Annotated in this window: 21 protein-coding genes; 11 read left to right on the top strand and 10 right to left on the bottom strand. The window is 68.4% G+C overall.

The genetic code is table 11. From position 1 onward, the window contains the following. Nucleotides 1-29: 29 nt before the first annotated feature. Entirely contained in the window at nt 30-1,322 is a 1,293-nt protein-coding gene (locus OOT46_RS06835; protein WP_265402846.1) for an MFS transporter, read from the bottom strand. 377 nt (nt 1,323-1,699) lie between these two features. Here OOT46_RS06835 and OOT46_RS06830 point away from each other — a divergent pair, with 377 nt between their 5' ends. Then, complete coding sequence (locus OOT46_RS06830) at nt 1,700-2,974, top strand: type IV pili methyl-accepting chemotaxis transducer N-terminal domain-containing protein (RefSeq protein WP_265402845.1); 1,275 nt, start codon at nt 1,700-1,702, stop codon at nt 2,972-2,974. 208 nt (nt 2,975-3,182) lie between these two features. Continuing rightward, complete coding sequence (locus OOT46_RS06825) at nt 3,183-4,145, top strand: sensor domain-containing diguanylate cyclase (protein WP_265402964.1); 963 nt, start codon at nt 3,183-3,185, stop codon at nt 4,143-4,145. Nucleotides 4,146-4,148: 3 nt separating this feature from the next. Here OOT46_RS06825 and OOT46_RS06820 read toward each other — a convergent pair whose 3' ends face one another. The 4 genes from OOT46_RS06820 to zapB all read right to left on the bottom strand — a co-directional run bounded on the left by OOT46_RS06820 (nt 4,149) and on the right by zapB (nt 6,194). Beyond that, nucleotides 4,149-4,958, bottom strand: coding sequence for a sulfite exporter TauE/SafE family protein (locus OOT46_RS06820; RefSeq protein ID WP_416136160.1), 810 nt, complete (start codon nt 4,956-4,958; stop codon nt 4,149-4,151). Nucleotides 4,959-4,960: 2 nt separating this feature from the next. Further along, a complete protein-coding gene (locus OOT46_RS06815; RefSeq protein ID WP_265402843.1) occupies nt 4,961-5,431 on the bottom strand; it encodes an EVE domain-containing protein in 471 nt (156 codons plus the stop codon). A gap of 215 nt (nt 5,432-5,646) precedes the next feature. Continuing rightward, nucleotides 5,647-5,970: a cell division protein ZapA gene (locus OOT46_RS06810; protein ID WP_265402842.1), complete on the bottom strand. Its 324-nt coding sequence runs from the start codon at nt 5,968-5,970 to the stop codon at nt 5,647-5,649. Next, nucleotides 5,970-6,194, bottom strand: coding sequence for a cell division protein ZapB (gene zapB, locus OOT46_RS06805; protein ID WP_265402841.1), 225 nt, complete (start codon nt 6,192-6,194; stop codon nt 5,970-5,972). Before zapB ends, OOT46_RS06810 begins: the two co-directional genes overlap by 1 nt. A 173-nt stretch (nt 6,195-6,367) precedes the next feature. Between zapB and cobU the strand changes: the two genes are divergently transcribed. From cobU to OOT46_RS06785, 4 genes are read left to right on the top strand one after another with little or no spacing between them, the layout of a single operon-like run. Further along, complete coding sequence (cobU, locus tag OOT46_RS06800; RefSeq protein WP_265402840.1) at nt 6,368-6,943, top strand: bifunctional adenosylcobinamide kinase/adenosylcobinamide-phosphate guanylyltransferase; 576 nt, start codon at nt 6,368-6,370, stop codon at nt 6,941-6,943. Then, nucleotides 6,940-7,992 carry a nicotinate-nucleotide--dimethylbenzimidazole phosphoribosyltransferase gene (gene cobT, locus OOT46_RS06795; RefSeq protein WP_265402839.1) on the top strand — a complete coding sequence of 351 codons (1,053 nt, stop codon included), beginning with the start codon at nt 6,940-6,942 and terminating at the stop codon, nt 7,990-7,992. The genes cobU and cobT overlap by 4 nt, the downstream gene beginning before the upstream one ends. Next, the gene (gene cobS / locus OOT46_RS06790; RefSeq protein ID WP_265402838.1) at nt 7,989-8,789 is read left to right on the top strand and encodes an adenosylcobinamide-GDP ribazoletransferase; all 801 of its coding nucleotides are present in this window, start codon (nt 7,989-7,991) and stop codon (nt 8,787-8,789) included. The genes cobT and cobS overlap by 4 nt, the downstream gene beginning before the upstream one ends. Beyond that, complete coding sequence (locus OOT46_RS06785; protein WP_265402837.1) at nt 8,777-9,349, top strand: histidine phosphatase family protein; 573 nt, start codon at nt 8,777-8,779, stop codon at nt 9,347-9,349. The genes cobS and OOT46_RS06785 overlap by 13 nt, the downstream gene beginning before the upstream one ends. Here the strand turns inward: OOT46_RS06785 and nth are convergent. The 4 genes from nth to OOT46_RS06765 all read right to left on the bottom strand — a co-directional run bounded on the left by nth (nt 9,321) and on the right by OOT46_RS06765 (nt 13,477). Further along, nucleotides 9,321-9,962 (bottom strand): endonuclease III, encoded by a 642-nt coding sequence (gene nth, locus OOT46_RS06780; RefSeq protein ID WP_265402836.1) that lies wholly within the window; start codon nt 9,960-9,962, stop codon nt 9,321-9,323. The genes OOT46_RS06785 and nth overlap by 29 nt on opposite strands. Nucleotides 9,963-9,995: 33 nt before the next feature. Beyond that, nucleotides 9,996-10,655 carry an electron transport complex subunit RsxB gene (gene rsxB, locus OOT46_RS06775; RefSeq protein ID WP_265402835.1) on the bottom strand — a complete coding sequence of 220 codons (660 nt, stop codon included), beginning with the start codon at nt 10,653-10,655 and terminating at the stop codon, nt 9,996-9,998. A 134-nt stretch (nt 10,656-10,789) separates the two neighbouring features. Further along, nucleotides 10,790-12,031 (bottom strand): polyhydroxyalkanoate depolymerase, encoded by a 1,242-nt coding sequence (locus OOT46_RS06770; protein WP_265402834.1) that lies wholly within the window; start codon nt 12,029-12,031, stop codon nt 10,790-10,792. Between the two features lie 246 nt (nt 12,032-12,277). Further along, the gene (locus OOT46_RS06765; RefSeq protein ID WP_265402833.1) at nt 12,278-13,477 is read right to left on the bottom strand and encodes an aromatic amino acid transaminase; all 1,200 of its coding nucleotides are present in this window, start codon (nt 13,475-13,477) and stop codon (nt 12,278-12,280) included. Nucleotides 13,478-13,594: 117 nt separating this feature from the next. On the opposite strand from OOT46_RS06765, the gene uvrB reads away from it, so the two are divergent. Then, the gene (uvrB, locus tag OOT46_RS06760; protein ID WP_265402832.1) at nt 13,595-15,682 is read left to right on the top strand and encodes an excinuclease ABC subunit UvrB; all 2,088 of its coding nucleotides are present in this window, start codon (nt 13,595-13,597) and stop codon (nt 15,680-15,682) included. Between the two features lie 54 nt (nt 15,683-15,736). On the opposite strand, the gene OOT46_RS06755 is transcribed toward uvrB, so the two are convergent. Beyond that, nucleotides 15,737-17,002, bottom strand: a complete 1,266-nt coding sequence (locus tag OOT46_RS06755; RefSeq protein ID WP_265402831.1) for an ROK family protein — start codon at nt 17,000-17,002, stop codon at nt 15,737-15,739. Between the two features lie 109 nt (nt 17,003-17,111). Here OOT46_RS06755 and OOT46_RS06750 point away from each other — a divergent pair, with 109 nt between their 5' ends. From OOT46_RS06750 to iscU, 4 genes are all read left to right on the top strand, one after another. After that, nucleotides 17,112-17,639 (top strand): low molecular weight protein-tyrosine-phosphatase, encoded by a 528-nt coding sequence (locus tag OOT46_RS06750; RefSeq protein ID WP_265402830.1) that lies wholly within the window; start codon nt 17,112-17,114, stop codon nt 17,637-17,639. A gap of 168 nt (nt 17,640-17,807) precedes the next feature. Continuing rightward, entirely contained in the window at nt 17,808-18,338 is a 531-nt protein-coding gene (iscR, locus tag OOT46_RS06745) for a Fe-S cluster assembly transcriptional regulator IscR (protein WP_047195414.1), read from the top strand. A 121-nt stretch (nt 18,339-18,459) separates the two neighbouring features. Next, nucleotides 18,460-19,680, top strand: coding sequence for an IscS subfamily cysteine desulfurase (locus tag OOT46_RS06740; protein WP_265402829.1), 1,221 nt, complete (start codon nt 18,460-18,462; stop codon nt 19,678-19,680). A 28-nt stretch (nt 19,681-19,708) separates the two neighbouring features. Next, complete coding sequence (gene iscU / locus OOT46_RS06735; protein WP_265402828.1) at nt 19,709-20,101, top strand: Fe-S cluster assembly scaffold IscU; 393 nt, start codon at nt 19,709-19,711, stop codon at nt 20,099-20,101.

Genomic DNA, 20,101 nt, shown 5'->3' with positions numbered 1-20,101 from the left:
GCGGGAAGTCCAGGCCGGCCACGGCGCTCTCACTCGGCGCTGGGGGTGAGTCGGGCGCGGCCGAAGTCCTCCGGCGTCCCGGCGCCAGCGTCCCCGGGATGCGCGGCCTGGACCGCCGGGCGGGCCCGGCCGCCTTTTTCGGCCCAGGTGCGGGTCCAGCGGATCTGCACCACACGCAGCATCAGCAGCATGCTCAGCGCCAGCACCGCGAAGCCGACGAAACCCCAGAGGTAGGTGCCGGCATGCTGGCGCGACAGTCCCATCGCATTGGGGATCAGGCCGCCGCCCAGCGCGCCGACCTCGCCGATCATCGAGCCGGCGACCGCGGTGGTCAGTGGCCAGCGCAGCGGCACCAGCTGGAACAGCGCGCCGTTGCCCGCGCCCAGGGCAGCGAAGCAGAGCATGAAAAGCAGCGTGGTGCCGGCCAGCGAGCTGCCGCTCAGGCCGCACAGCACCAGGCTCGCGGCCACCACCAGCAGCACCACCGTCAGCGTGTTGACGCCGCCGATGCGGTCGGAGAGGTAGCCGCCCACGACGCGCACGGCCGATCCCATCAAGGTCGCGAGCATGGTCAGCTGGCCGGCCTCGATCTTGGTGACCTTGAACTGGTCGTAGAAGTAGGTGGGCAGGAAGCTGGCCAGGCCGATGAAACCGCCGAAGGTCACGACATAGATCAGGCTGAAGGCCCAGCCGTCCTTCTCGAACAGGCAGGAGATGTGTTCGCGGAAGGTCTGGTGCTCGCGATCGGGCGGCTCCTTGGCGGCGAACCACATCACCGCCATCGGCAGCAGCATCGTGAAAGCCGCCATGCCGTAGACCGCCTGCCAGCCGAACTTGCTGGCCAGCGGCGGCGCGAACAGCACGGCCAGCACGGTGCCCGAGTTGCCGGCACCGGCCAGGCCCATCGCCAGGCCCTTGTAGCGCGGCGGGTACCAGCCCGAGCCCAGCGAGAGCGCGACGCCGAAGCTCGCGCCGGCGATGCCCAGCAACACGCCCATCGCGAGCACTTCGTCATAGCTGTCGACGAAGAGGTAGCCGAAGGACAGCGCGGCGACGATCAGTCCCATCTCGACCATCGCGGCGTTCTTGCGGCCGATGTACTGCGCCAGCACGCCCAGCGGAAAGCGCATCAGCGCACCGGCCAGGATGGGCACCGAGACCATGAAACCCTTCTGTGCCGCGGTGAGGTTGAAGCTTTCGCCGATGAAGGGGCCCATCGCACCGTTGAGTACCCAGATGGCGAAGCAGAAGTCGAAGTAAAGGAAGGAGGCGAACAGCGTCGGCCAGTGGCCAGCATTGAGGAAGCTTTTGTAGCCTGCCATGGGGCAACTCCGGACGGTGGGGGCTGGGGGGCGGGACGCTCAGCGACGCCCGAGGACGGGCGCGCCTTGGCGCGCACAGGGCTGCAGGCCGGTCGACGGATCGACGCAGCCAACGCAGGTGGGCAGGAAGCCCGGGGTGGGGGAACGGCGCATGATGCTCTCCAGGAAGCAGGTCCCGCCTGGGGCGGGGCGATGGAGGCACATGGCTGCGCACGGCGCTGTGCACATGACCGGCGGTGCTGAGTCCGGCCCGGGTGCGTCATCACACCCGGCGGAATCAAAAGCAAGGCCTGTGCCAAAACTTGGGCACCCGGCTGGTGCCCGGTGGCGTGCTCCTTGCATTGCCCTGCACATCTCAACAAAAAACGAGCTGGGTGATGACGTCGGTGCTGTTGGTGTGCGCGGAGGAGGCGGGGGTGGCCGCGTTGAGAGCCGACCTGGATGGGGCGGGCATTCACGTGCTTGGTGCAGTGGACCGCCGCAATGTGGTGCGGGAAGCGGTGCGTCATGCGCCGGACCTGCTGGTGTGGCTCGAGCCCGCGCCCGACGACATGATGCTGGAGACGCTCGCGCTGCTGGCCGCTACAGCGCCGCTGCCGGTGCTCGTCTTCACCAGCGACTGCGATGCCGAGCGCATGGAGCGTGCGCTCGAAGCCGGTGTGAGCGCCTGGGTGGTTGACGGCTATGCGGCCGCGCGGCTGCGGCCGCTGCTGCAACTGGCCCGGGCGCGCTTCCATCGCGAGCAGCAGCTCAAGGCCGCGCTCGAGGACGTCACGCACCGCTTCGAGGAGCGCAAGCTGGTGGACCGGGCCAAGGGCATCCTGATGCGTGCCACTCAGGTGTCCGAGGACGAGGCCTTCCGGGTCCTGCGCACCGTTTCGATGCGCGACAACCTGCGTGTGGGCCAGGTGTCGCGCCAGCTCATCGACGTCGCCCGTTATGCCGAGGGCGTCAACCGGGCCGGGCAGCTGCGCATGCTCTCGCAGCGGGCGGTGAAGCTGTACGCGCTGCAGGCCACCGGCACCGAGACGCAGGGCTCGAGGGCGCTGCTGGCCGAGTCCTGCACGCGTGTCGAGTCCAACCTGCAGGCTCTGGGCCGCGAGCTCTCGAAGGCCACCTTCGGCGACCTGCTGGAGGCCGTGCAGAGCGTCTGGCAGGAGCTCAAGCAGCGGCTCTCGGCACCGGCCGTCCCGGCGCAGCTTGGTGCGCTCGATGCGCTGGCCGAGCGCCTGCTGTCGGGGGCGGAGCGTCTGACCGGCGTGCTGGAGAACGCCGGACACCTGAACACCTTGCACATCATCAATGTCTGCGGACGCCAGCGCATGCTGTCGCAACGGCTGGCCAAGCAGGCGCTGCTGGGCCAGGCGCTCGACGGCGAGGCCGGCGAGGCGGCGCGCGCCCGGGCGCGCGAGACGGTGCAGCAGTTCGAGCAGTCGCTCGGCTGGCTCAATGCGGCGCCGCTGACGACCCCGGACATCCGGGCGCTGCTCGAGGCCGCCGGGCGCAACTGGCAGGACCTGCTGGGCGGCGTGCGGCAGGCCGGCCAGGCCGAGGGGCGGCTGGCGCTCGCCGCGGCGAGCGAAGCCCTGCTGGAGCTGTTCGACCGCCTCACCGAACGTTATGAACGCAGCATCCAGGCCCTGACGCGCTGAGGTGGCCGGTTTCCGGCAATATTTCTCGCTTCCGACGGGCCTCGAACGAGGGGGCTGGGGTGGCCCTGCCAGCGCAAGTTCAGGCGCTTGGGTGGACAATGGACAGCACAAGCCCATGGAACAGTCGCCTCACTCCGCCAGCGCGCCCGCCGCGCCTTTTCTGCCTCTGACTCAGGCCCCCGGTCTCCCCCCGCAGGCCTTGACGGCCGTGTTGCTGGCAGCCACCGAGCACAGCCAGTGCGGCGTCTGGGCCAAGGACGGCGAGGGCCGTTATGTCTGGGCCAATCCGGCCACCGCGCGCCTGCTGGGACGCGAGCCGGCCGAGCTGCTGGGGCGCAGCGATGACGAGTTGCTGCCGCCGGAGTGGGCGGCGCCGCTGAAGGCGGCCGACCAGACGGCGATGGGCCAGATCAACCCTTCGTACCGCGACGACAAGTTGCCCGGCCTGCCGGGCGGCGCGCCGTTGGAGCTGCTGGCGCTGCGGCTGCCGGTACAGCACGGACCTGATGCGTCGGACCGCTGCTTGTGCGGCGTCTGGACCGAGGTGAGCGAACAGCGCCGCGCCCAGGCGCAGCTGCGCCTGGCGCTCGACCAGCTGGAGGCGCAGCAGCGCCAGAACGAGGAGCTGCGCCAGGAGCTGCGCGACCAGTCGGTGCGCGACCCGGTCACCGGCGTCTACAACCGGCGCCACTTCGAGGAGCAACTGCACCGCGAGATCGACCTGTCGATGCGCGAGCACCGGGAGTTCGCGCTGGTCTCGGTGCAGGTGGACGCTTATGCGGCGCTGACGAGCCAGCACGGCCGCGAGGCCGCCGAGCGCACCCTGCAGGCCCTGGGCCGGCTGCTGCGCAGCAACACGCGGGTGATGGACGCGCCCTGCCGCCTCGGCGAGGACCGCTTTGCGGTGGTGCTCTCAGGCGTAGGGCTGGCGACCGCGCATTCCCGCATGGAAAGCGTGCGCCGCCAGTGCGAGGCGCAGCTCGTGATGCTCGAAGGCGCCGAACTGCATTTCACCGTGTCGATGGGCGTCGCCAGCTTCCCTCACACGGCCTACGATCGGGAGGGCCTGCTGCGCAGCGCCGATGCGGCCCTGGAAGAGGCGAAACGGCGCGGCAGCAACTGCGTGATGCTGGCGGCCATTCCCTTCGGGCCGGCCGCGCCTCCCGTCTGAGCCTCAGGCCAGGCCCTTGTAGAGCATGTAGCCGGCCAGCAGGTAGAGCATGCCGGCAAAGACGCGCTTGAGCTGGCGCACGTTCAGCGCATGGGCGGCGCGTGCGCCGAGCGGCGCGGACAGCACGCTCGCGGTGGCGATCACGGCGAGTGCCGGCAGGTAGAGATAACCGAGCGAGCCCGGCAGCGGCGCGTCCACGTTCCAGCCCCCGATCAGGTAGCCGGCCACGTTGGCCAGCGCGATCGGAAAGCCGAGCGCCGCGCTGGTCGCGACGGCGTTGTGGATGGGCACGTTGCACCAGGTCATGAAGGGCACGGAGATGAATCCGCCGCCCGCGCCCACCAGGCCCGAGACGAAGCCGATGCCGCTGCCCGCGACCAGCCGCCCTCCGGGTCCCGGCATCTGCCGGCTCGGCGCGGGCTTGCGGTCGAGCAGCATCTGGGTGGCCGAGAAGCCGACGAAGGCGGCGAAGATCAGCGCCAGCGACTGTCCCTTGAGCAGCGCGAACACGCCGGCCCCCGCGATCAGGCCGCCCACCACGATGCCGGGCGCCAGGCCGCCCACCAGGCCCCAGCGCACCGCGCCGCGTCGGTGATGCGCCCGCACGCTGGAAATGGAAGTGAACAGGATGGTCGCCATCGAGGTTGCGATGGCCATCTTGACCGACAGGTCCGCCGGCACGCCGCGTTGCGAGAGGATCAAGGTCAGGAAAGGCACCAGCAGCATGCCGCCGCCGATGCCGAGCAGTCCGGCCAGGAAGCCGGTGAACGTGCCGAGCACCAGCAGCTCGACCACGAACAACAACCATTCGATATTCAAGAAATCTCCAACAAGGACAGGATGTGCGTCCATTCCTCGGCGCTCACCGGCGTGATCGACAGCCGGTTGCCGGGTCTGAGCAGCTGCATGCCGGCGAGCGCGGGGTCGGCGCGCAGTTCCTTCAGGCTCAGCAGCCGGGTCTTGCGCTCGAAGCGCACGTCCACGTGCAGCCAGCGCGGCGCGTCGGGCTTCGAGGCCGGGTCGAAGTAGGCGCTCTGCGGGTCGAACTGGGTGGCGTCGGGATAGGCCGCCGAGGCCACGCGGGCCAGCCCGGCGACGCCGGGCTGCGGGCAGGAGGAGTGGTAGAAAAGCACGCCGTCACCGATGCGCATCGCGTCGCGCATGAAGTTGCGCGCCTGGTAGTTGCGCACGCCGGTCCAGGGCAGGCGTTGGCCGGGAGCCTCCGCGAGATCGTCGATCGAGCACTCGTCGGGCTCGCTTTTCATCAACCAGAACTGGGGAGGCATGGGGTAGAAGGTGTCCGCCACGAACCGAGAGCCGCATTCCTGAACCCAGGGGATTCAGGTGGGCGAGGTCAGTCAAGCTTCGGGTTCATCTGACGCGAGACGATCGCACCAGCAAGACGATGTTCCAAGCCCTTGCTCAAAGAGCATCGGTTCAAGGAAATATAAAACTCCCGCGAACGCGACGGACGAAATCATTCTAAGCCTGGCCCGCAGCCTCAGATCAGTTGCCCGTCTTGTCCTAGGGCTTCGTCGATGCGACGTACCAGCGCCTCGACATCTGTGCTTGCACCGGCGGGTGCGGCCGAGATGGGGGCGCTGCGCGGGGGCGCGGCCGAGGGTGGACGCTGGGCCAGTTCGAAGGCGAGGTTGAGCGCCGCCAGCACCGCAATGCGCTCGCGCGCCTTGACTTTGCCGGCGTCGCGGATCGAACACATCTCGCGGTCCACGTGGTTGACGGCTTCCAGCAGGGCGGACTCGCCGCCTTCGGCGCAGCCGAGGATATAGCTTTGACCCATGATGGTCACTTCGATCTGCTTCATCACCGGTCTTTCTCGCTCCCGGGTGCCGGGCCGACCGCGTCGGGCAGGCGTTCGAGCAGGGCGTCGATACGCTGACGGGCCGCGCTCAGGCGCGAGCGCAGGCTGTCCCGCTCGGCGGTCACGCTCTCGAGCTGCTGCTCGAGCAGGGCGTTGGTGCGCTTGAGTTCGTCGTAGCGCATCAGCAGGCGTTCGACGCGATCCGCGAGTTCTTCGGTCTGTGACATGGGGTCGGGACTTCCTCTGCGGCCATTGTAGAGCCGCCGCTTGCTCCGACGAAGGGGGCGCGAACGCCGCCCCGACTCCCCCTCACGGGGGAGGCCGGCGCTCGGCGGCCACGCGCGCCCTTCTACAATCCCGCGCTGGCCCCCGCGTCCGGGGGCACCGCGAGGGAGGGCGTTTGACGTCGTCAGTGCATCTGATCCTGGGGGGCGCGCGCTCCGGCAAGAGCCGCCATGCGGAGCAGCAGGCCGCGGCGCTGCAGGCGCAGGGCGCGGAGGTGGTCTACATCGCGACCGCCTGGCCCGGCGACGAGGAGATGCGCGAGCGCATCGCCCGGCATCGCGAGAGCCGTCCCGCCGACTGGCGCAGCATCGAGCTGCCGCCCCGGGCTGAGGCACTGGCCGAGGCCTTGCGTCAACACGCGCTGCCGGGGCGCTGCGTGCTGGTCGACTGCCTGACCCTGTGGCTGAGCCAGCTGCTGTGCCCGCCGCCCGGCGTGCCGGCCCAGGACCCGACCCCGGCGATCGAAGCGCTGCTCCAGGCCTTGGACGCGGCCCGGGGGCCGGTGCTGCTGGTCTCCAACGAGGTGGGCTGGGGCGTGATGCCGCTGGGGCGCGAAGCCCGCGCGGCGGTCGATGCCCTGGGCCGCCTGCACCAGCGCATTGCCGCGCTCGCCGGCCAGGTGACGCTGACCGTCGCCGGCATTCCCTTGCAGGTGAAGCCGGCACCAACCTACCAGGAGCGCCAGCGATGAATGCCAACCACGACTTCCTGCCGCACGTGGCGCCCACGGCCGACGCGGCGCTGGTGGCCCGCCTGCAGCACCGCCTCGACCGCAAGACCAAGCCGCTGGGGTCGCTGGGCCGCCTCGAGAGCTTGGCGCTGCAGGTCGGCCTGGTGCAGCGCTCGCAGTCGCCGCGCCTGAACGCGCCGCAACTGGTCGTCTATGCGGGCGACCACGGCCTCGCCGCGCAGGGCGTGTCGGCCTATCCGAGCGAGGTCACCTGGCAGATGGTCGAGAACTTCCTGGCGGGCGGGGCGGCCGTCAGCGTGCTGGCGCGCCAGCATGGCATCGCGGTGACGGTGGTGGACGCCGGCGTCGCGCACGACTTCGCGCCGCGTGCCGGGCTGCAGCTGCGCAAGGTCGCCCCCGGCACCCGCGACGCGAGCCGCGGACCGGCGATGAGCGCCGCGCAGTGCGAGGCCGCCTTGCGGGCCGGCATGGCGTCGGTGCGCGAGCTGCCGGGCGGGGTGCTGCTGCTCGGCGAAATGGGCATCGCCAATACCTCCAGCGCCTCGCTGCTGATGGCGCGGCTGTGCGGCCTGCCGGTCGCCGACTGCGTCGGCCGCGGCACCGGTCTGGACGATCAGGCGCTGGCCCGCAAGCGGGACGTGCTGGAGCGCACGCTGCAGGTCAACGAAGCGGCGCGCGAGCCGCTGGCGGCGCTGGCGGCGCTCGGCGGCTTCGAGATTGCGATGATGGTCGGTGCCACTTTGCAGGCCGCGCACGAGCGGCGCGTCGTGGTGGTGGATGGTTTCATCACCACGGCCGCCGTGCTGGTCGCCTGCGCGCTCGCGCCGGCCGTGCTCGACTACTGCGTGTTCGCGCATTGCTCCGGCGAGCGCGGCCACCGGGCCCTGCTGCAGCATCTCGGCGCCGCGCCACTGCTGGACCTGCAACTGCGTTTGGGTGAAGGCTCCGGCGCGGCGCTGGCTTGGCCGCTGCTGGTGTCGGCGGTGCGCCTGCTCGAGGAAATGGCCAGCTTCGAGTCGGCCGGTGTGGCCGACCGTGGGCCGCGATGAGCCTTCTGGTGCATGAGCTGCGCTTGCTGCTGGTGGGCTGGCAGTTCCTGACGCGCGTGCCCTTGCCGCCGCCGCTGTTGCGCTGGCTGGGCTACGAGGCGGACTGGCTGCACGCCAGCGCGCGACACTTTCCGCTCATCGGCGGGCTGGTCGGCATGGCGGGCGCGGCGGTCCTCGCGGCGACCGCGCCGCTGTTCGGCGCGCCGGTCGCCGCAGGACTGAGCATGGCGGCGACGCTGTGGCTGACCGGCGGCTTCCACGAGGACGGCTGGGCCGACACCTGCGATGGTTTGGGGGGCAGTGCTGTGCGGGAGCGGGCGCTGGAGATCATGAAGGACTCGCGCATCGGCGCCTACGGCGCGATGGGGCTGGTGCTGATGCTGGGCTTGAAGTGGGCCAGCCTGGCGGCACTGCCGGTCGGCCTGGCCGTCGTGGCCTTGCCACTCGCGCACGCGGCCTCCCGCACGGTGGCGGTGAGTCTGATCCGCTGGCTGCCCTATGCCGGCGACCTGGCCTCGGCCAAGGCCAAGCCCTTGTCGCGGCGTCTGTCGACCGCGGGCTGGCTGGTCACGCTGGCCTGGGCCGCCTGTTTTGGCGTGCTGGCCGTGCTCGCCGGCTTGCCGGCGCAGAGCAGTGGCGCGGCGCTGCTGGCCTGCGCGGGGGCGGGACTTGCGACACGGCGCTGGTTCGCGCGCCGGCTCGGTGGCTACACCGGCGACTGCCTGGGCGCCGCCCAGCAGCTCGCCGAGCTGGGCGTCTATCTGGTGATCCTCGCGGCCTGGCGATGGAGTGCGTGATCTGGCGCCATCCGGCGCCGCGCGGCGCCGCGGGTCGCTGCATCGGCGTGACCGACCTGCAGGTCGATGCCCGCAAGGCCAAACGGCTGGCGCACCGCGTGCGCGCCGAGGCGCGGCGACAGCGCTGGCCCCGGGAGGTGTGGACCTCGCCGCTGGAGCGCGGCGTGGCGGTCGGGCGCTGGCTGCGGCGCTGGGGCTGGCGGCATCGGCGCGACGCGCGCCTCGCGGAGCTGGACTTCGGTGCCTGGGAGGGGCGTGCCTGGGCCGATGTCGCTGCCGCGGAGGTACAGGCCTGGTGCGAGGACTTCGCGCGTTTTGCGCCCGGTGGCGGTGAGCCGCTGGAGGCCTTGTTCGAGCGCTGCCGGTGCTTCCTGGACGAGGTGTTGCGCGAGTGCGGCGACCAGGAGGTCGTGTTGATCGTCGGCCACGGCGGTTGGATCAACACCGTGGCCGGTGTGGCCGCGGGCAGCGGCGTGCCGCAGCGCGCTGCCGACTGGCCGCCGGCGCCGCGCTACGGCGCGCTGCGGCGCTTCACGCTGGCGGCGGCGTCTTCGGCTTGAAGTCGCAATAGGACGCGACGGCGCACTTGTAGCAGAGCGGCTTGCGGGCCACGCAGACATAACGCCCGTGCAGGATCAGCCAGTGGTGTGCGTCGACCAGGTAGGCCGGCGGCACGCGCCTGAGCAGCGCCAGCTCGACCTGCAGCGGGTTCTGGCCGGGGGCCAGGCCGGTGCGGTTGCTGACGCGGAAGATGTGGGTGTCCACCGCCATCGTCGGTTCGCCGAAGGCGACGTTGAGCACCACGTTGGCGGTCTTGCGGCCGACGCCGGGCAGGGCTTCGAGTTCCTCGCGCGTGCGCGGCACCTGGCCGCCATGCCGTTCGACCAGCAGGCGGCAGGTCTCCAGCAGGTGTTTGGCCTTGCTGCGGTAGAGCCCGATGGTCTTGATGTACTCGCACAGGCCGTCATTGCCCAGCGCCAGGATCTTCTGCGGCGTGTTGGCGACGGGGAAGAGCCGGCGCGTGGCCTTGTTGACGCCCACGTCGGTGGCCTGGGCCGACAGCAGCACGGCGGTCAGCAGCTCGAACACGCTGGTGTATTCGAGCTCGGTATTGGGCTGGGGATTGGCCGCCTTCAGCGTGGCGAAAAACGGCTCGATGTCGGAGACGCGCATGGCCGCGCAGTGTAGCGGCAGGCGGCGCCCGCCTCAGCTCCGGCGCGCGCGGGCCCGGGCCAGGGCCGCCTCGATGACCGCGCGCTTGCGGTCGATCTGCTGCGGGTCGGTCAGCTGGGTTTCCGCCTCGAGGTTGGCGAGCTTGTGCTGGGCCTTGGCGGCCAGGCGCGCGTCGTTCTCCTCCTTGTCGCGCGCCACACGCAGCTGATGCCAGCGGTAGCGCTCGCGCGCCTCCTGCGCCTGGGCCTCGCTCCAGGCCTGCCAGCCGCTGCGTCCCGGGGTGGCGCTGTGCAGCGAGATGCAGTCCACCGGGCAGACCGGCACGCACAGCTCGCAGCCCGTGCAGCCCGCGTCGATGACGGTGTGCATCTGCTTCGGTGCCCCGACGATCGCATCGACGGGGCAGGCCTTGATGCACAGGGTGCAGCCGATGCACCAGTCCTCATCGATCAGTGCGAGCAGGCGTTCGCCTTCAAGGCCGCGGCGCGTGTCCAGCGGGCGCACCGGGCGACCGGTGAGGGCGGCCAGTCGCACGATCCCCTCGGTCCCGCCCGGCGGGCACTGGTCGATGTCGGCCTCGCCCCGCGCGATCGCCTCGGCATAACGGCGGCAGTCGGGATAGCCGCACCGAGTGCATTGCGTCTGCGGCAGCAGGGCATCGATGGTGTCGGCGCTGACAGCGGTCGTGGGCATGGGGACAGTCGGGAAAACGCGGGTCTCAAGCCAGGCAGGCGCCACTTGGGCGCCGCGATGGAGTCAACAGGACGAGAGTGGGGGATCGTAGCGGATGCGAGGCGAGGCCCCGGGAGCCCGGCGCTGCCCTGGCTTCACTTGTCGTGTCGGGCAATGAAGTCGCGCACCTCGGGGTAGACCTTCTCGCGCCAGCGGCGGCCCGAGAAGATGCCGTAGTGGCCGGCGCCCTGGACGATGTAGTGCGGCTGCTCGTTTTTCGGGATGCCGGTGCACAGCTCGTGCGCGACCTGGGTCTGCCCGGCGCCGGAGATGTCGTCGAGCTCGCCTTCGACGGTCAGCAGCGCGGTGGTCTTGATGTCCTGCGGCCGCACGTACTCGCCGCGCACCTGCCAGGTGCCGTTGACCAGCGCGAAGTCCTGGAACACCGTCTTGATGGTGTCGAGGTAGTACTCGGCCGGCATGTCCAGCACCGCGTTGTATTCGTCATAGAAGCTGCGGTGCTGGTCCGCGCTTTCGTCGTCGCCGCGCACCAGGTCGAGGAAGTAGTCGTAGTGCGAGCTGAGGTGGCGGTCCGGGTTCATGGCGACGAAACCGGTGTGCTGCAGAAAACCGGGGTAGACCCGGCGGCCGGCGCCAGGGTAGTTGGACGGAACGCGGTAGATCACGTTGTTCTCGAACCACTCGTAGCTCTTGTTCATCGCCAGGTTGTTGACCGCGGTGGGGCTCTTGCGGGCGTCAATGGGGCCGCCCATCATCGTCATCGTGCGCGGCGTGGTCTCGCCGCGGCTGGCCATCAGCGCGATCGCCGCGAACACCGGCACGGTCGGCTGGCACACCGAGATCACGTGCACCTGCGGGCCGATGTGGCGAATGAATTCCTGCACGTATTCGACATAGTCGTCGAGGTGGAAGGGGCCGGCGTCCAGCGGCACCATGCGGGCGTCGACCCAGTCCGTGATGTAGACCTTGTGGTCGCGCAGCAGCATGCGCACGGTGTCGCGCAGCAAGGTGGCGTGATGGCCCGACAGGGGGGCGACCAGCAGCACCGAGGGCTGGGCCTTCATTTTCGTCAGCAGCTCGACCTCGTCGGTGAAGCGCTTGAAGCGGCGCAGCTGGCAGAAGGGCTTGCTGACCGCGATCTGCTCCTGCACTGCGACGTCGACGCCGTCCACCTGCACGGTGGTGATGCCGAACTCGGGCTTCTCGTATTCCTTCGAGAGGCGGTGCAGCAGGTCGAAGCCGGCTGCGACGCGGTCCGCGCCGGGGATGTGGGTGAGCAGCGACAGCGGATGGCGGTACAGCTTCGACGACGCGCTCGCGAATTCGGCAAACGGGCTCAACCAGGCGCGTTGGGTTTCGTAGATCTGATACAGCATGGTGTGGGCCTTTCTTCTCTTACGAATGGACGCCGTCAGGCGCTGTGGCGGAAGGGATAGTGCAAGTTGCGTGCGCACGCCGAGGAGCATGCTGCGACGCACCATTTTAGGTTCGGTAAATGAATGTTTGCAGGTCCCGAACTCCGGCAAAACCCGGAAAAAGCCCGCCTTTCTGGGCGGGCATTGACGTCCCGGCATGAAAAACGGGGGCCGCGGCCCCCGTTTTTTGTCACATACCTGACAACATCAAAGGACTTTGGCGATGCAGGCCACCACGTAGTCGATGTTCTTGCTGTTCAGGGCGGCGACGCAGATGCGGCCCGAATCGACGCCGTAGACGCCGAACTCGCTGCGCAAGCGTTGCATCTGCTCCTTGCTGAGACCGGAATAGCTGAACATACCCCTTTGCTGCGTCACGAAACTCATGTCCTGTGCAACTTTTGCTGCCTTGAGCTTTTCGACCAGCGCGCCGCGCATCTGCTTGATGCGCACCCGCATCTCGGCCAGCTCCTCCTCCCACAGCCGACGCAGCGCCGGCGTGGTCAGCACGGTCGCGACGACCTGGGCGCCGTGGGTGGGCGGGTTGGAGTAGTTGGTGCGGATGACACGCTTGAGCTGGCTCAGCACGCGGTCGGATTCCTCCTTGGTCTGCGCCACCACACTGAGCGCGCCGACACGTTCGCCGTAGAGCGAGAAGCTCTTGGAGAAGGAGGTCGAGACGAAAAAGTTCAGGCCGGCGTTCATGAACAGGTTCACCACCTCGCCGTCCTCGGCGATGCCATCGCCGAAGCCCTGGTAGGCCATGTCGAGGAAGGACACCAGCGAACGCGACTTCACGACCTCGATGACCTGCTGCCATTGCGCCAGCGTCAGGTCGTAGCCGGTCGGATTGTGGCAGCAGGCGTGCAGCACCACGACGGTGCCCGCCTCGGCGGCCTTCAGGTCGGCCAGCATGCCGTCGAAGTTGATGCCGCGGCGCTGTGCATCGTAGTAGGCGTAGGTGGCGACGGGAAAGCCGGCGCTCTCGAACAGCGCGCGGTGGTTCTCCCAGCTCGGGTCGCTGATCAACACCTTGGCCCCGGGATTGAGCTTCTTGAGGAAGTCGGCGCCCACCTTCAGGCCGCCGGTGCCGCCCAGGCCCTGGACGGTGGCAATGCGGCCTTCCTTCACGGCGGCGCTGTCGGCGCCGAACACCAGGCCCTGGACTGCCTTGTCGTAGGCGGCGATGCCGTCGATGGGCAGGTAGCCGCGCGCCTTGGGCGCTTCCAGCATTTGCTGTTCCGCGGCCGCCACGCACTTCAGCAGCGGGAGCTTGCCGTTGTCGTCGTAGTACACGCCGACGCCGAGGTTCACCTTGTTGGGGTTGGGATCAGCGTTGAACTGTTCGTTGAGACCCAGGATGGGGTCGCGCGGGGCCATGTCGACAGCGGCAAAAAGCGATGCCATGGAAACAATCCTTGTCAGTAGAGGGGGCGGGCAATTGGGCTAACCTTGGCGGCTTCACCGTCCCTGGCCGCCCGTGGCTCAGGGACAACCCGCATTTTAGGCTGGCGCCTCGTTTCCATGGCCGACACACCGACCGAAGTACCTCAGCTCGACGAGAACAAGTTCGTGCAGTTTCCGGGCTCGGCTTTCCAGCTCTACCTGCCGTATGCGCCCGCGGGCGACCAGCCGGCGGCCATCGAGCAACTCGTCGAAGGCATCAAGGACGGTCTGAGCTACCAGACCCTGCTGGGCGTCACCGGCTCGGGCAAGACCTTCACGATGGCCAATGTCATCGCCCGCCTGGGCCGCCCGGCGATCGTCTTCGCGCACAACAAGACGCTGGCGGCGCAGCTGTATGCCGAGTTCCGCGAGTTCTTTCCGCGCAACGCGGTGGAGTATTTCGTCAGCTACTACGACTACTACCAGCCCGAGGCCTACGTCCCGCAGCGCGACCTCTACATCGAGAAGGACAGCGCGATCAACGAGCACATCGAGCAGATGCGACTGTCGGCCACGAAGAGCCTGCTGGAACGGCGCGATGTCGTGATCGTTGCCTCGGTCTCGGCCATCTACGGCATCGGCAACCCGAGCGACTACCACCAGATGGTGATGACGATGCGGGTCGGCGACAAGGTGGGCCAGCGCGATGTCATCGCCCAGTTGATCCGCATGCAGTACAAGCGCAACGAGATCGACTTCGGACGCGGCACCTTCCGGGTGCGCGGCGATACCATCGACGTCTTCCCCGCGGAACATTCGGAGCTGGCGATCCGCATCGAGCTGTTCGACGACGAGATCGATTCGCTGCAGCTGTTCGATCCGCTGACCGGCCGCATCCGGCAAAAGATCCCCCGCTTCACGGTCTACCCCAGCAGCCACTACGTCACGCCGCGGGAGCGTGTGCTGTCGGCGATCGAGGGCATCAAGGAGGAACTGCGCACCCGGCTCGACGAGCTGGTCAAGGCTGGCAAGCTGGTCGAAGCCCAGCGGCTCGAGCAGCGCACCCGCTTCGACCTGGAGATGCTGCAGGAGATCGGCCACTGCAAGGGCATCGAGAACTACACCCGCCATGTCTCGGGCTCGCGGCCCGGCGACCCGCCTTCCACTCTGGTGGACTACCTGCCGCCCGACTCGCTGATGTTTCTCGATGAGAGCCACGTGATGATCGGCCAGCTCGGCGGCATGTACAACGGCGACCGGGCCCGCAAGACGACCCTGGTGGAGTACGGCTTCCGCCTGCCCAGCGCGTTGGACAACCGGCCGCTGAAGTTCGAGGAGTTCGAGCGCAAGATGCGCCAGGTGGTGTTCGTCTCGGCCACGCCGGCCGACTACGAGCAGCGCACCTCGGGCCAGGTGGTCGAGCAGCTGGTGCGGCCCACCGGCCTGGTCGACCCGGTGGTCGAGGTGCGCCCGGCCACCCACCAGGTGGACGACGTGCTGCAGGAGATCCGTGAGCGCGTCGAGATCAACGAGCGCGTGCTCATCACCACGCTGACCAAGCGCATGGCGGAGCAGCTCACCGACTACCTGTCGGACAACGGCGTCAAGGTGCGCTACCTGCACTCCGACGTCGACACCGTGGAGCGGGTCGAGATCCTGCGCGACCTGCGCCTCGGTACCTTCGACGTGCTGGTCGGCATCAACCTGCTGCGCGAGGGCCTTGACATCCCCGAGGTGTCGCTGGTGGCCATCCTCGACGCCGACAAGGAAGGCTTCCTGCGGGCCGAACGCTCGCTGATCCAGACCATCGGCCGGGCGGCGCGCAACGTCAACGGCAAGGCCATCCTCTACGCCGACAAGATGACCGACTCGATGCGGCGTGCCATCGGCGAGACCGAGCGCCGCCGCGAACGCCAGCTGGCCCACAACGCCGCACAGGGCATCACCCCGCGCAGCGTCAAGAAACAGATCAAGGAGCTGATCGACGGCGTTTTCTCCGGCCAGGAAACGCGCCAGGACCTGAAGGCCGCCGAGGAGGCAGCCAAGGTCGAGGCGATGTCGGAGAAGGACCTCGGCAAGCGCATCAAACAGCTGGAGAAGCAGATGCTGGAGCACGCCCGCAACCTGGAGTTCGAGAAGGCGGCGCGGGTGCGCGATCAGCTCTCGCTGCTGAAGGAGCAGGCCTTCGGCGCCGGCGGGGGCGAGAACGTCGCGCCCTTGCGCTGAGCCGCTCCGGCTCGCGGCCGCATTGCGGAGCGTGCTTGACCGGTTCTGCCTGAATCAGGCCGCGTCGGGCAGGACGCCGACGAGGGCCGGTGCACCTGAGAGCGGGCGCACTTGGTAATGGATCACCGCGGCCGCCGCACCCACTGCGTGTGCCAGCCGGCCGAAGCGGGCTTGCCGCACTGCCGGCGGCTGCAGGCCGGCGGCCTGCGCGTATTCGGCCAGCCGCTCGCGCGCCGGGCCCAGCAGCGCGTCGCCCAGTTCACAGGTCGGTCCGCCCAGCACGATCAGCGCCGGATCGAAGGCCGCCCACAGGTTCTGCATCAACAGGCCGATGTACTGGCCGGCGCGCTCCAGCGCTGCGCGGATCTGCGAGTCGCGCGCCGCCCGGCCGGCATCGAAGGCGGCGGCCGGCAGGCTCTGCAGCAGCGTCGCCGGGTCGCGCGAGGCCGGGGGCTCGGTACCGCCCAGCACGGCGTGCGTGACGGCCGCCAGCCCGACAAAGGCTTCCGCGCAGCCGAGGCGGCCGCAGCTGCAGCGTGGCCCGGCGACATCGAGCACCGTGTGGCCGACCTCGCCCGCGAAGCCGCCCGCGCCGGTCAGCAGCCGGTCGTTGACGACGATGCCCGCGCCCACCCCGGTGCCCAGGCCCAGGAAGACCAGCGGCTCCGAGACCGGCGGCTCGCCGAACTCGAATTCGCCCAGGGCGGCGACATCGGCGTCGTTCTGCAGGTAGAGCGGCAGACCGGCACCCAGGCCGCCAGCCAGCGCATCGCTGAGCAGGTCGCGCAAGGGCACGTCCTTCCAGCCCAGGTTGGGCGCGAAGCGCAGCACGCCGGTGCGGTCGTCCACAGCGCCCGGCACACCGATGCCGATGCCCACCGTGGTACGCCGGCGCAACTCCGCGCCCTGCAGAAGGGCCTCGATCATCCGGGCCACCTGGGCGCTCGCGCGAGCCGGCGATGTGGTGTCGATCGCCGCGCTGCTTTCGGTGAGGATCTTGCCCACCAGGTTGGTCGCCACGACGGTGGCGGAGGCCAGCCCGAGGTCGACCCCGACAAAGGCCAGGCGGTGCTCGTCGAGCACCAGCGGGGTGGGCGGTCGCCCGGTGCCGCGGGCCTGGCTGCCGCCGGCCTCGACCTCCAGCTCGACCAGCCAGCCTTCGTCGATCAGTTCTTGTGACAGCAAGCTGATGGTCGATTTCGTCAACCCGGTGGCGTTCGCGAGGTCGGCCCGCGAACTACCCGGCGCCTGGCGCACCTGACGCACCACCGCTGTGCGGTTGAGACGCTTCAAGAGACGGTGATCGCCGGTGATGGACATGGCATCGGGCCTGGGCTGGAAAGCGGGGAATTATGCCGTTGCTCAGCCCTGGCAGCCTGCACAGGGGGGTGGGAGCCCGAGCGGGCCCCGGGGGCCCTAGACTCCAGCCATGCCCGCCGCTGCTCCGACACAACACATCCTCTTCGTCTGTTTTGGCAACATCTGCCGTTCGCCGAGCGCCGAAGGCGTGTTCCGCCGCCTGGTGGAGCGGGCCGGGATGGCATCGCGCTTGCTGGTCGATTCCGCGGGAACGCACGACTATCGGGTCGGCGAGCCGCCGGATCCGAGGGCACAGGCCCATGCGAGCCGCCGGGGTTACGACCTCTGCGCCCTGCGCGCGCGCCAGGTGCTGCCGCTCGACTTCGAGCGCTTCGACCTGATCCTCGCGATGGACCGGGAGAACCTTGCGGCCCTGCAGGCCGCCTGCCCCCCGGAACACCGGCACAAGCTGCGCCGCCTGATGGAGTTCGCCCGTCGCCACCGCGAGGAGGAGGTGCCGGATCCGTACTACGGTTCCGCCGCCGGCTTCGAGGTGGTGCTGGACTATCTTGAGGACGCGTGCGCCGGCCTGCTTGAGCATCTGCAGCAGGTCGAGGCGGCGCGTTCTCAGAGTTTTCCCTGCCTAAAACTTGACTAAAAAAGTAGGCTTCACGTAAAATTCGAGTAAATCAGTCGGGAACCAAACGGGCGGGCAACCACCGAGCGGGAAACAACCGAAAGGCACCGAGGGTTTACCCGAACCACTTGTCGTTCTGGGTTCTACACACCTTCAGCAAGAGCTAGCTGAACGCTTAAGGAGCTTGCCATGCGTCTCACCACCAAAGGTCGTTTTGCCGTCACTGCCATGATCGATCTCGCGCTGCGCGAGCACCAGGGGCCGGTTGCACTGGCGGCGATCAGCCAGCGCCAGCAGATCTCGCTGTCCTACCTGGAGCAGCTGTTCGGCAAGCTGCGCCGCCACGAGCTGGTCGAGAGCACGCGCGGTCCGGGCGGCGGCTATTCGCTCGGACGCAAGGCCGAGGAGATCACGGTGGCCGACATCATCGTTGCGGTCGACGAGCCGATCGACGCGACCGGCTGCGGCGGCAAGGAAAACTGCATGAGCGACCAGGGCCGTTGCATGACGCACGACCTGTGGGCCAGCCTGAATGCCAAGATGATCGAATATCTCGACTCCATCACCTTGCGCAAGCTGGTGGAGGACCAGATCGCACGCGGCATCTCGATCGAGGAGCAGCCGGTCAAGCGCGCCATCTCGAGCCAGCCGGTGGTCAAGCCCATCAAGGTCAACGCGCCGAACTCGGTGTTCGCCTTGGGCAACGCCTTCTCGAAGTAAACGCGGTTTCTCCTGCGCGCTCCTTGTTGCAAGAACAACTGCCTTCACAACGACTTTTTTCACAGTTCCTTTTTATCGCTTCTCCAGCCAGCCGGAGCCCCGGGCTCCCGATGCAAGCACCATGGACATGACTCCCCACTTCCCCATCTACATGGATTACGGCGCGACCACGCCGGTGGATCCACGCGTGGTCGACGCGATGATTCCGTGGCTGCGCGAGCACTTCGGCAATCCTGCGTCGCGCAGTCATGCCTGGGGCTGGGAGGCGGAAGAGGCGGTCGAGAAGGCGAGGGCGCAGGTGGCGGAACTGATAGGCGCCGACCCGCGCGAGATTGTCTGGACCTCCGGCGCCACCGAGTCGAACAATCTAGCGATCAAGGGCGCGGCGCACTTCTACCAGTCCAAGGGCAAGCACCTCGTGACGGTCAAGACCGAGCACAAGGCTGTGCTCGACACGATGCGCGAACTGGAGCGCCAGGGCTTCGAGGTGACCTATCTGGAGGTGCAGGAAAACGGCCTCCTCGATCTGGAGAAATTCAAGGCGGCGCTGCGGCCCGACACGATCCTGGCCTCGGTGATGTTCGTCAACAACGAGATCGGCGTGATCCAGGACATCGAGACGCTGGGTGCGCTGTGCCGCGAGCGCGGCATCGTCTTCCACGTCGATGCCGCGCAGGCCACGGGCAAGGTCGAGATCGACCTGAAACGTCTGCCGGTGGACCTGATGAGCCTGGCCTCGCACAAGACCTACGGCCCCAAGGGCATCGGCGCGCTTTATGTACGCCGCAAGCCGCGTGTGCGCCTGGAGGCCCAGATGCATGGAGGCGGTCACGAGCGTGGCATGCGCTCCGGCACCTTGCCGACACATCAGATCGTCGGCATGGGGGAGGCCTTCCGCATCGCGCGCGAAGAGATGGTCACGGAACGCGAGCACATTCGCGCGCTGCAGCAGCGCCTGCTCAACGGGCTGAAGGACATCGAGCAGGTGTTCATCAACGGTGACCTGGAGCGGCGTGTTCCGCACAACCTCAACATCTCCTTCAACTTCGTCGAGGGCGAGTCGCTGATCATGGGCGTCAAGGGCATTGCCGTGTCGTCCGGCTCGGCCTGCACCTCGGCCAGCCTGGAGCCGAGCTATGTGCTGCGCGCTCTGGGTCGCAGCGATGAACTCGCGCATTCATCGCTGCGCATGACCATCGGCCGCTTCACCACCGAGGAGGAAATCGACTACGCGGTCACCATCCTCAAGGACCGGGTGGCCAAGCTGCGCGAGCTGTCTCCGCTCTGGGAGATGTACAAGGACGGCGTGGATCTCAGCACGATCCAGTGGACCGCTCACTGAAGACTAGTGCTAGCAGTAGGAGAGTGACATGGCTTACAGCGACAAGGTAATTGACCACTACGAAAATCCCCGCAACGTCGGATCCTTCGACAAGGGCGACGACACGGTGGGCACCGGCATGGTGGGCGCTCCGGCCTGCGGCGACGTGATGAAGCTGCAGATCAAGGTGAACCCGGAAACCGGCGTCATCGAGGACGCCCGCTTCAAGACCTACGGCTGCGGCTCGGCCATCGCATCCAGTTCGCTGGTGACCGAATGGGTCAAGGGCAAGACGCTGGACGAGGCAGTGACGATCAAGAACACGCAGATCGCGCAGGAGCTGGCGCTGCCGCCGGTGAAGATCCATTGCTCCATCCTCGCCGAGGACGCCATCAAGGCGGCCGTCGAGGACTACAAGGCCAAGGTGGCCACCCCTGCCTGA

The sequence above is a fragment of the Aquabacterium sp. A7-Y genome (assembly GCF_026153205.1).
GTDB lineage: Bacteria > Pseudomonadota > Gammaproteobacteria > Burkholderiales > Burkholderiaceae_C > Caldimonas.
Note: the sequence above shows the minus strand (reverse complement) of the source record. Positions and strands in the feature narration are given on the sequence as shown.

Excerpts from the sequence above, each read along its gene's own strand:
- OOT46_RS06740 (WP_265402829.1), top strand. The coding sequence starts at position 18,460 with ATGGACATGACTCCCCACTTCCCCATCTACATGGATTACGGCGCGACC.
- cobT (WP_265402839.1), top strand. The coding sequence starts at position 6,940 with ATGAATGCCAACCACGACTTCCTGCCGCACGTGGCGCCCACGGCCGAC.
- iscR (WP_047195414.1), top strand. The coding sequence starts at position 17,808 with ATGCGTCTCACCACCAAAGGTCGTTTTGCCGTCACTGCCATGATCGAT.
- OOT46_RS06810 (WP_265402842.1), bottom strand. The coding sequence starts at position 5,970 with ATGAAGCAGATCGAAGTGACCATCATGGGTCAAAGCTATATCCTCGGC.
- OOT46_RS06835 (WP_265402846.1), bottom strand. The coding sequence starts at position 1,322 with ATGGCAGGCTACAAAAGCTTCCTCAATGCTGGCCACTGGCCGACGCTG.
- uvrB (WP_265402832.1), top strand. The coding sequence starts at position 13,595 with ATGGCCGACACACCGACCGAAGTACCTCAGCTCGACGAGAACAAGTTC.
- cobS (WP_265402838.1), top strand. The coding sequence starts at position 7,989 with ATGAGCCTTCTGGTGCATGAGCTGCGCTTGCTGCTGGTGGGCTGGCAG.
- OOT46_RS06770 (WP_265402834.1), bottom strand. The coding sequence starts at position 12,031 with ATGCTGTATCAGATCTACGAAACCCAACGCGCCTGGTTGAGCCCGTTT.
- OOT46_RS06785 (WP_265402837.1), top strand. The coding sequence starts at position 8,777 with ATGGAGTGCGTGATCTGGCGCCATCCGGCGCCGCGCGGCGCCGCGGGT.
- zapB (WP_265402841.1), bottom strand. The coding sequence starts at position 6,194 with ATGTCACAGACCGAAGAACTCGCGGATCGCGTCGAACGCCTGCTGATG.
- nth (WP_265402836.1), bottom strand. The coding sequence starts at position 9,962 with ATGCGCGTCTCCGACATCGAGCCGTTTTTCGCCACGCTGAAGGCGGCC.
- OOT46_RS06765 (WP_265402833.1), bottom strand. The coding sequence starts at position 13,477 with ATGGCATCGCTTTTTGCCGCTGTCGACATGGCCCCGCGCGACCCCATC.
- rsxB (WP_265402835.1), bottom strand. The coding sequence starts at position 10,655 with ATGCCCACGACCGCTGTCAGCGCCGACACCATCGATGCCCTGCTGCCG.
- OOT46_RS06830 (WP_265402845.1), top strand. The coding sequence starts at position 1,700 with ATGACGTCGGTGCTGTTGGTGTGCGCGGAGGAGGCGGGGGTGGCCGCG.
- OOT46_RS06755 (WP_265402831.1), bottom strand. The coding sequence starts at position 17,002 with ATGTCCATCACCGGCGATCACCGTCTCTTGAAGCGTCTCAACCGCACA.
- OOT46_RS06750 (WP_265402830.1), top strand. The coding sequence starts at position 17,112 with ATGCCCGCCGCTGCTCCGACACAACACATCCTCTTCGTCTGTTTTGGC.
- iscU (WP_265402828.1), top strand. The coding sequence starts at position 19,709 with ATGGCTTACAGCGACAAGGTAATTGACCACTACGAAAATCCCCGCAAC.
- OOT46_RS06815 (WP_265402843.1), bottom strand. The coding sequence starts at position 5,431 with ATGCCTCCCCAGTTCTGGTTGATGAAAAGCGAGCCCGACGAGTGCTCG.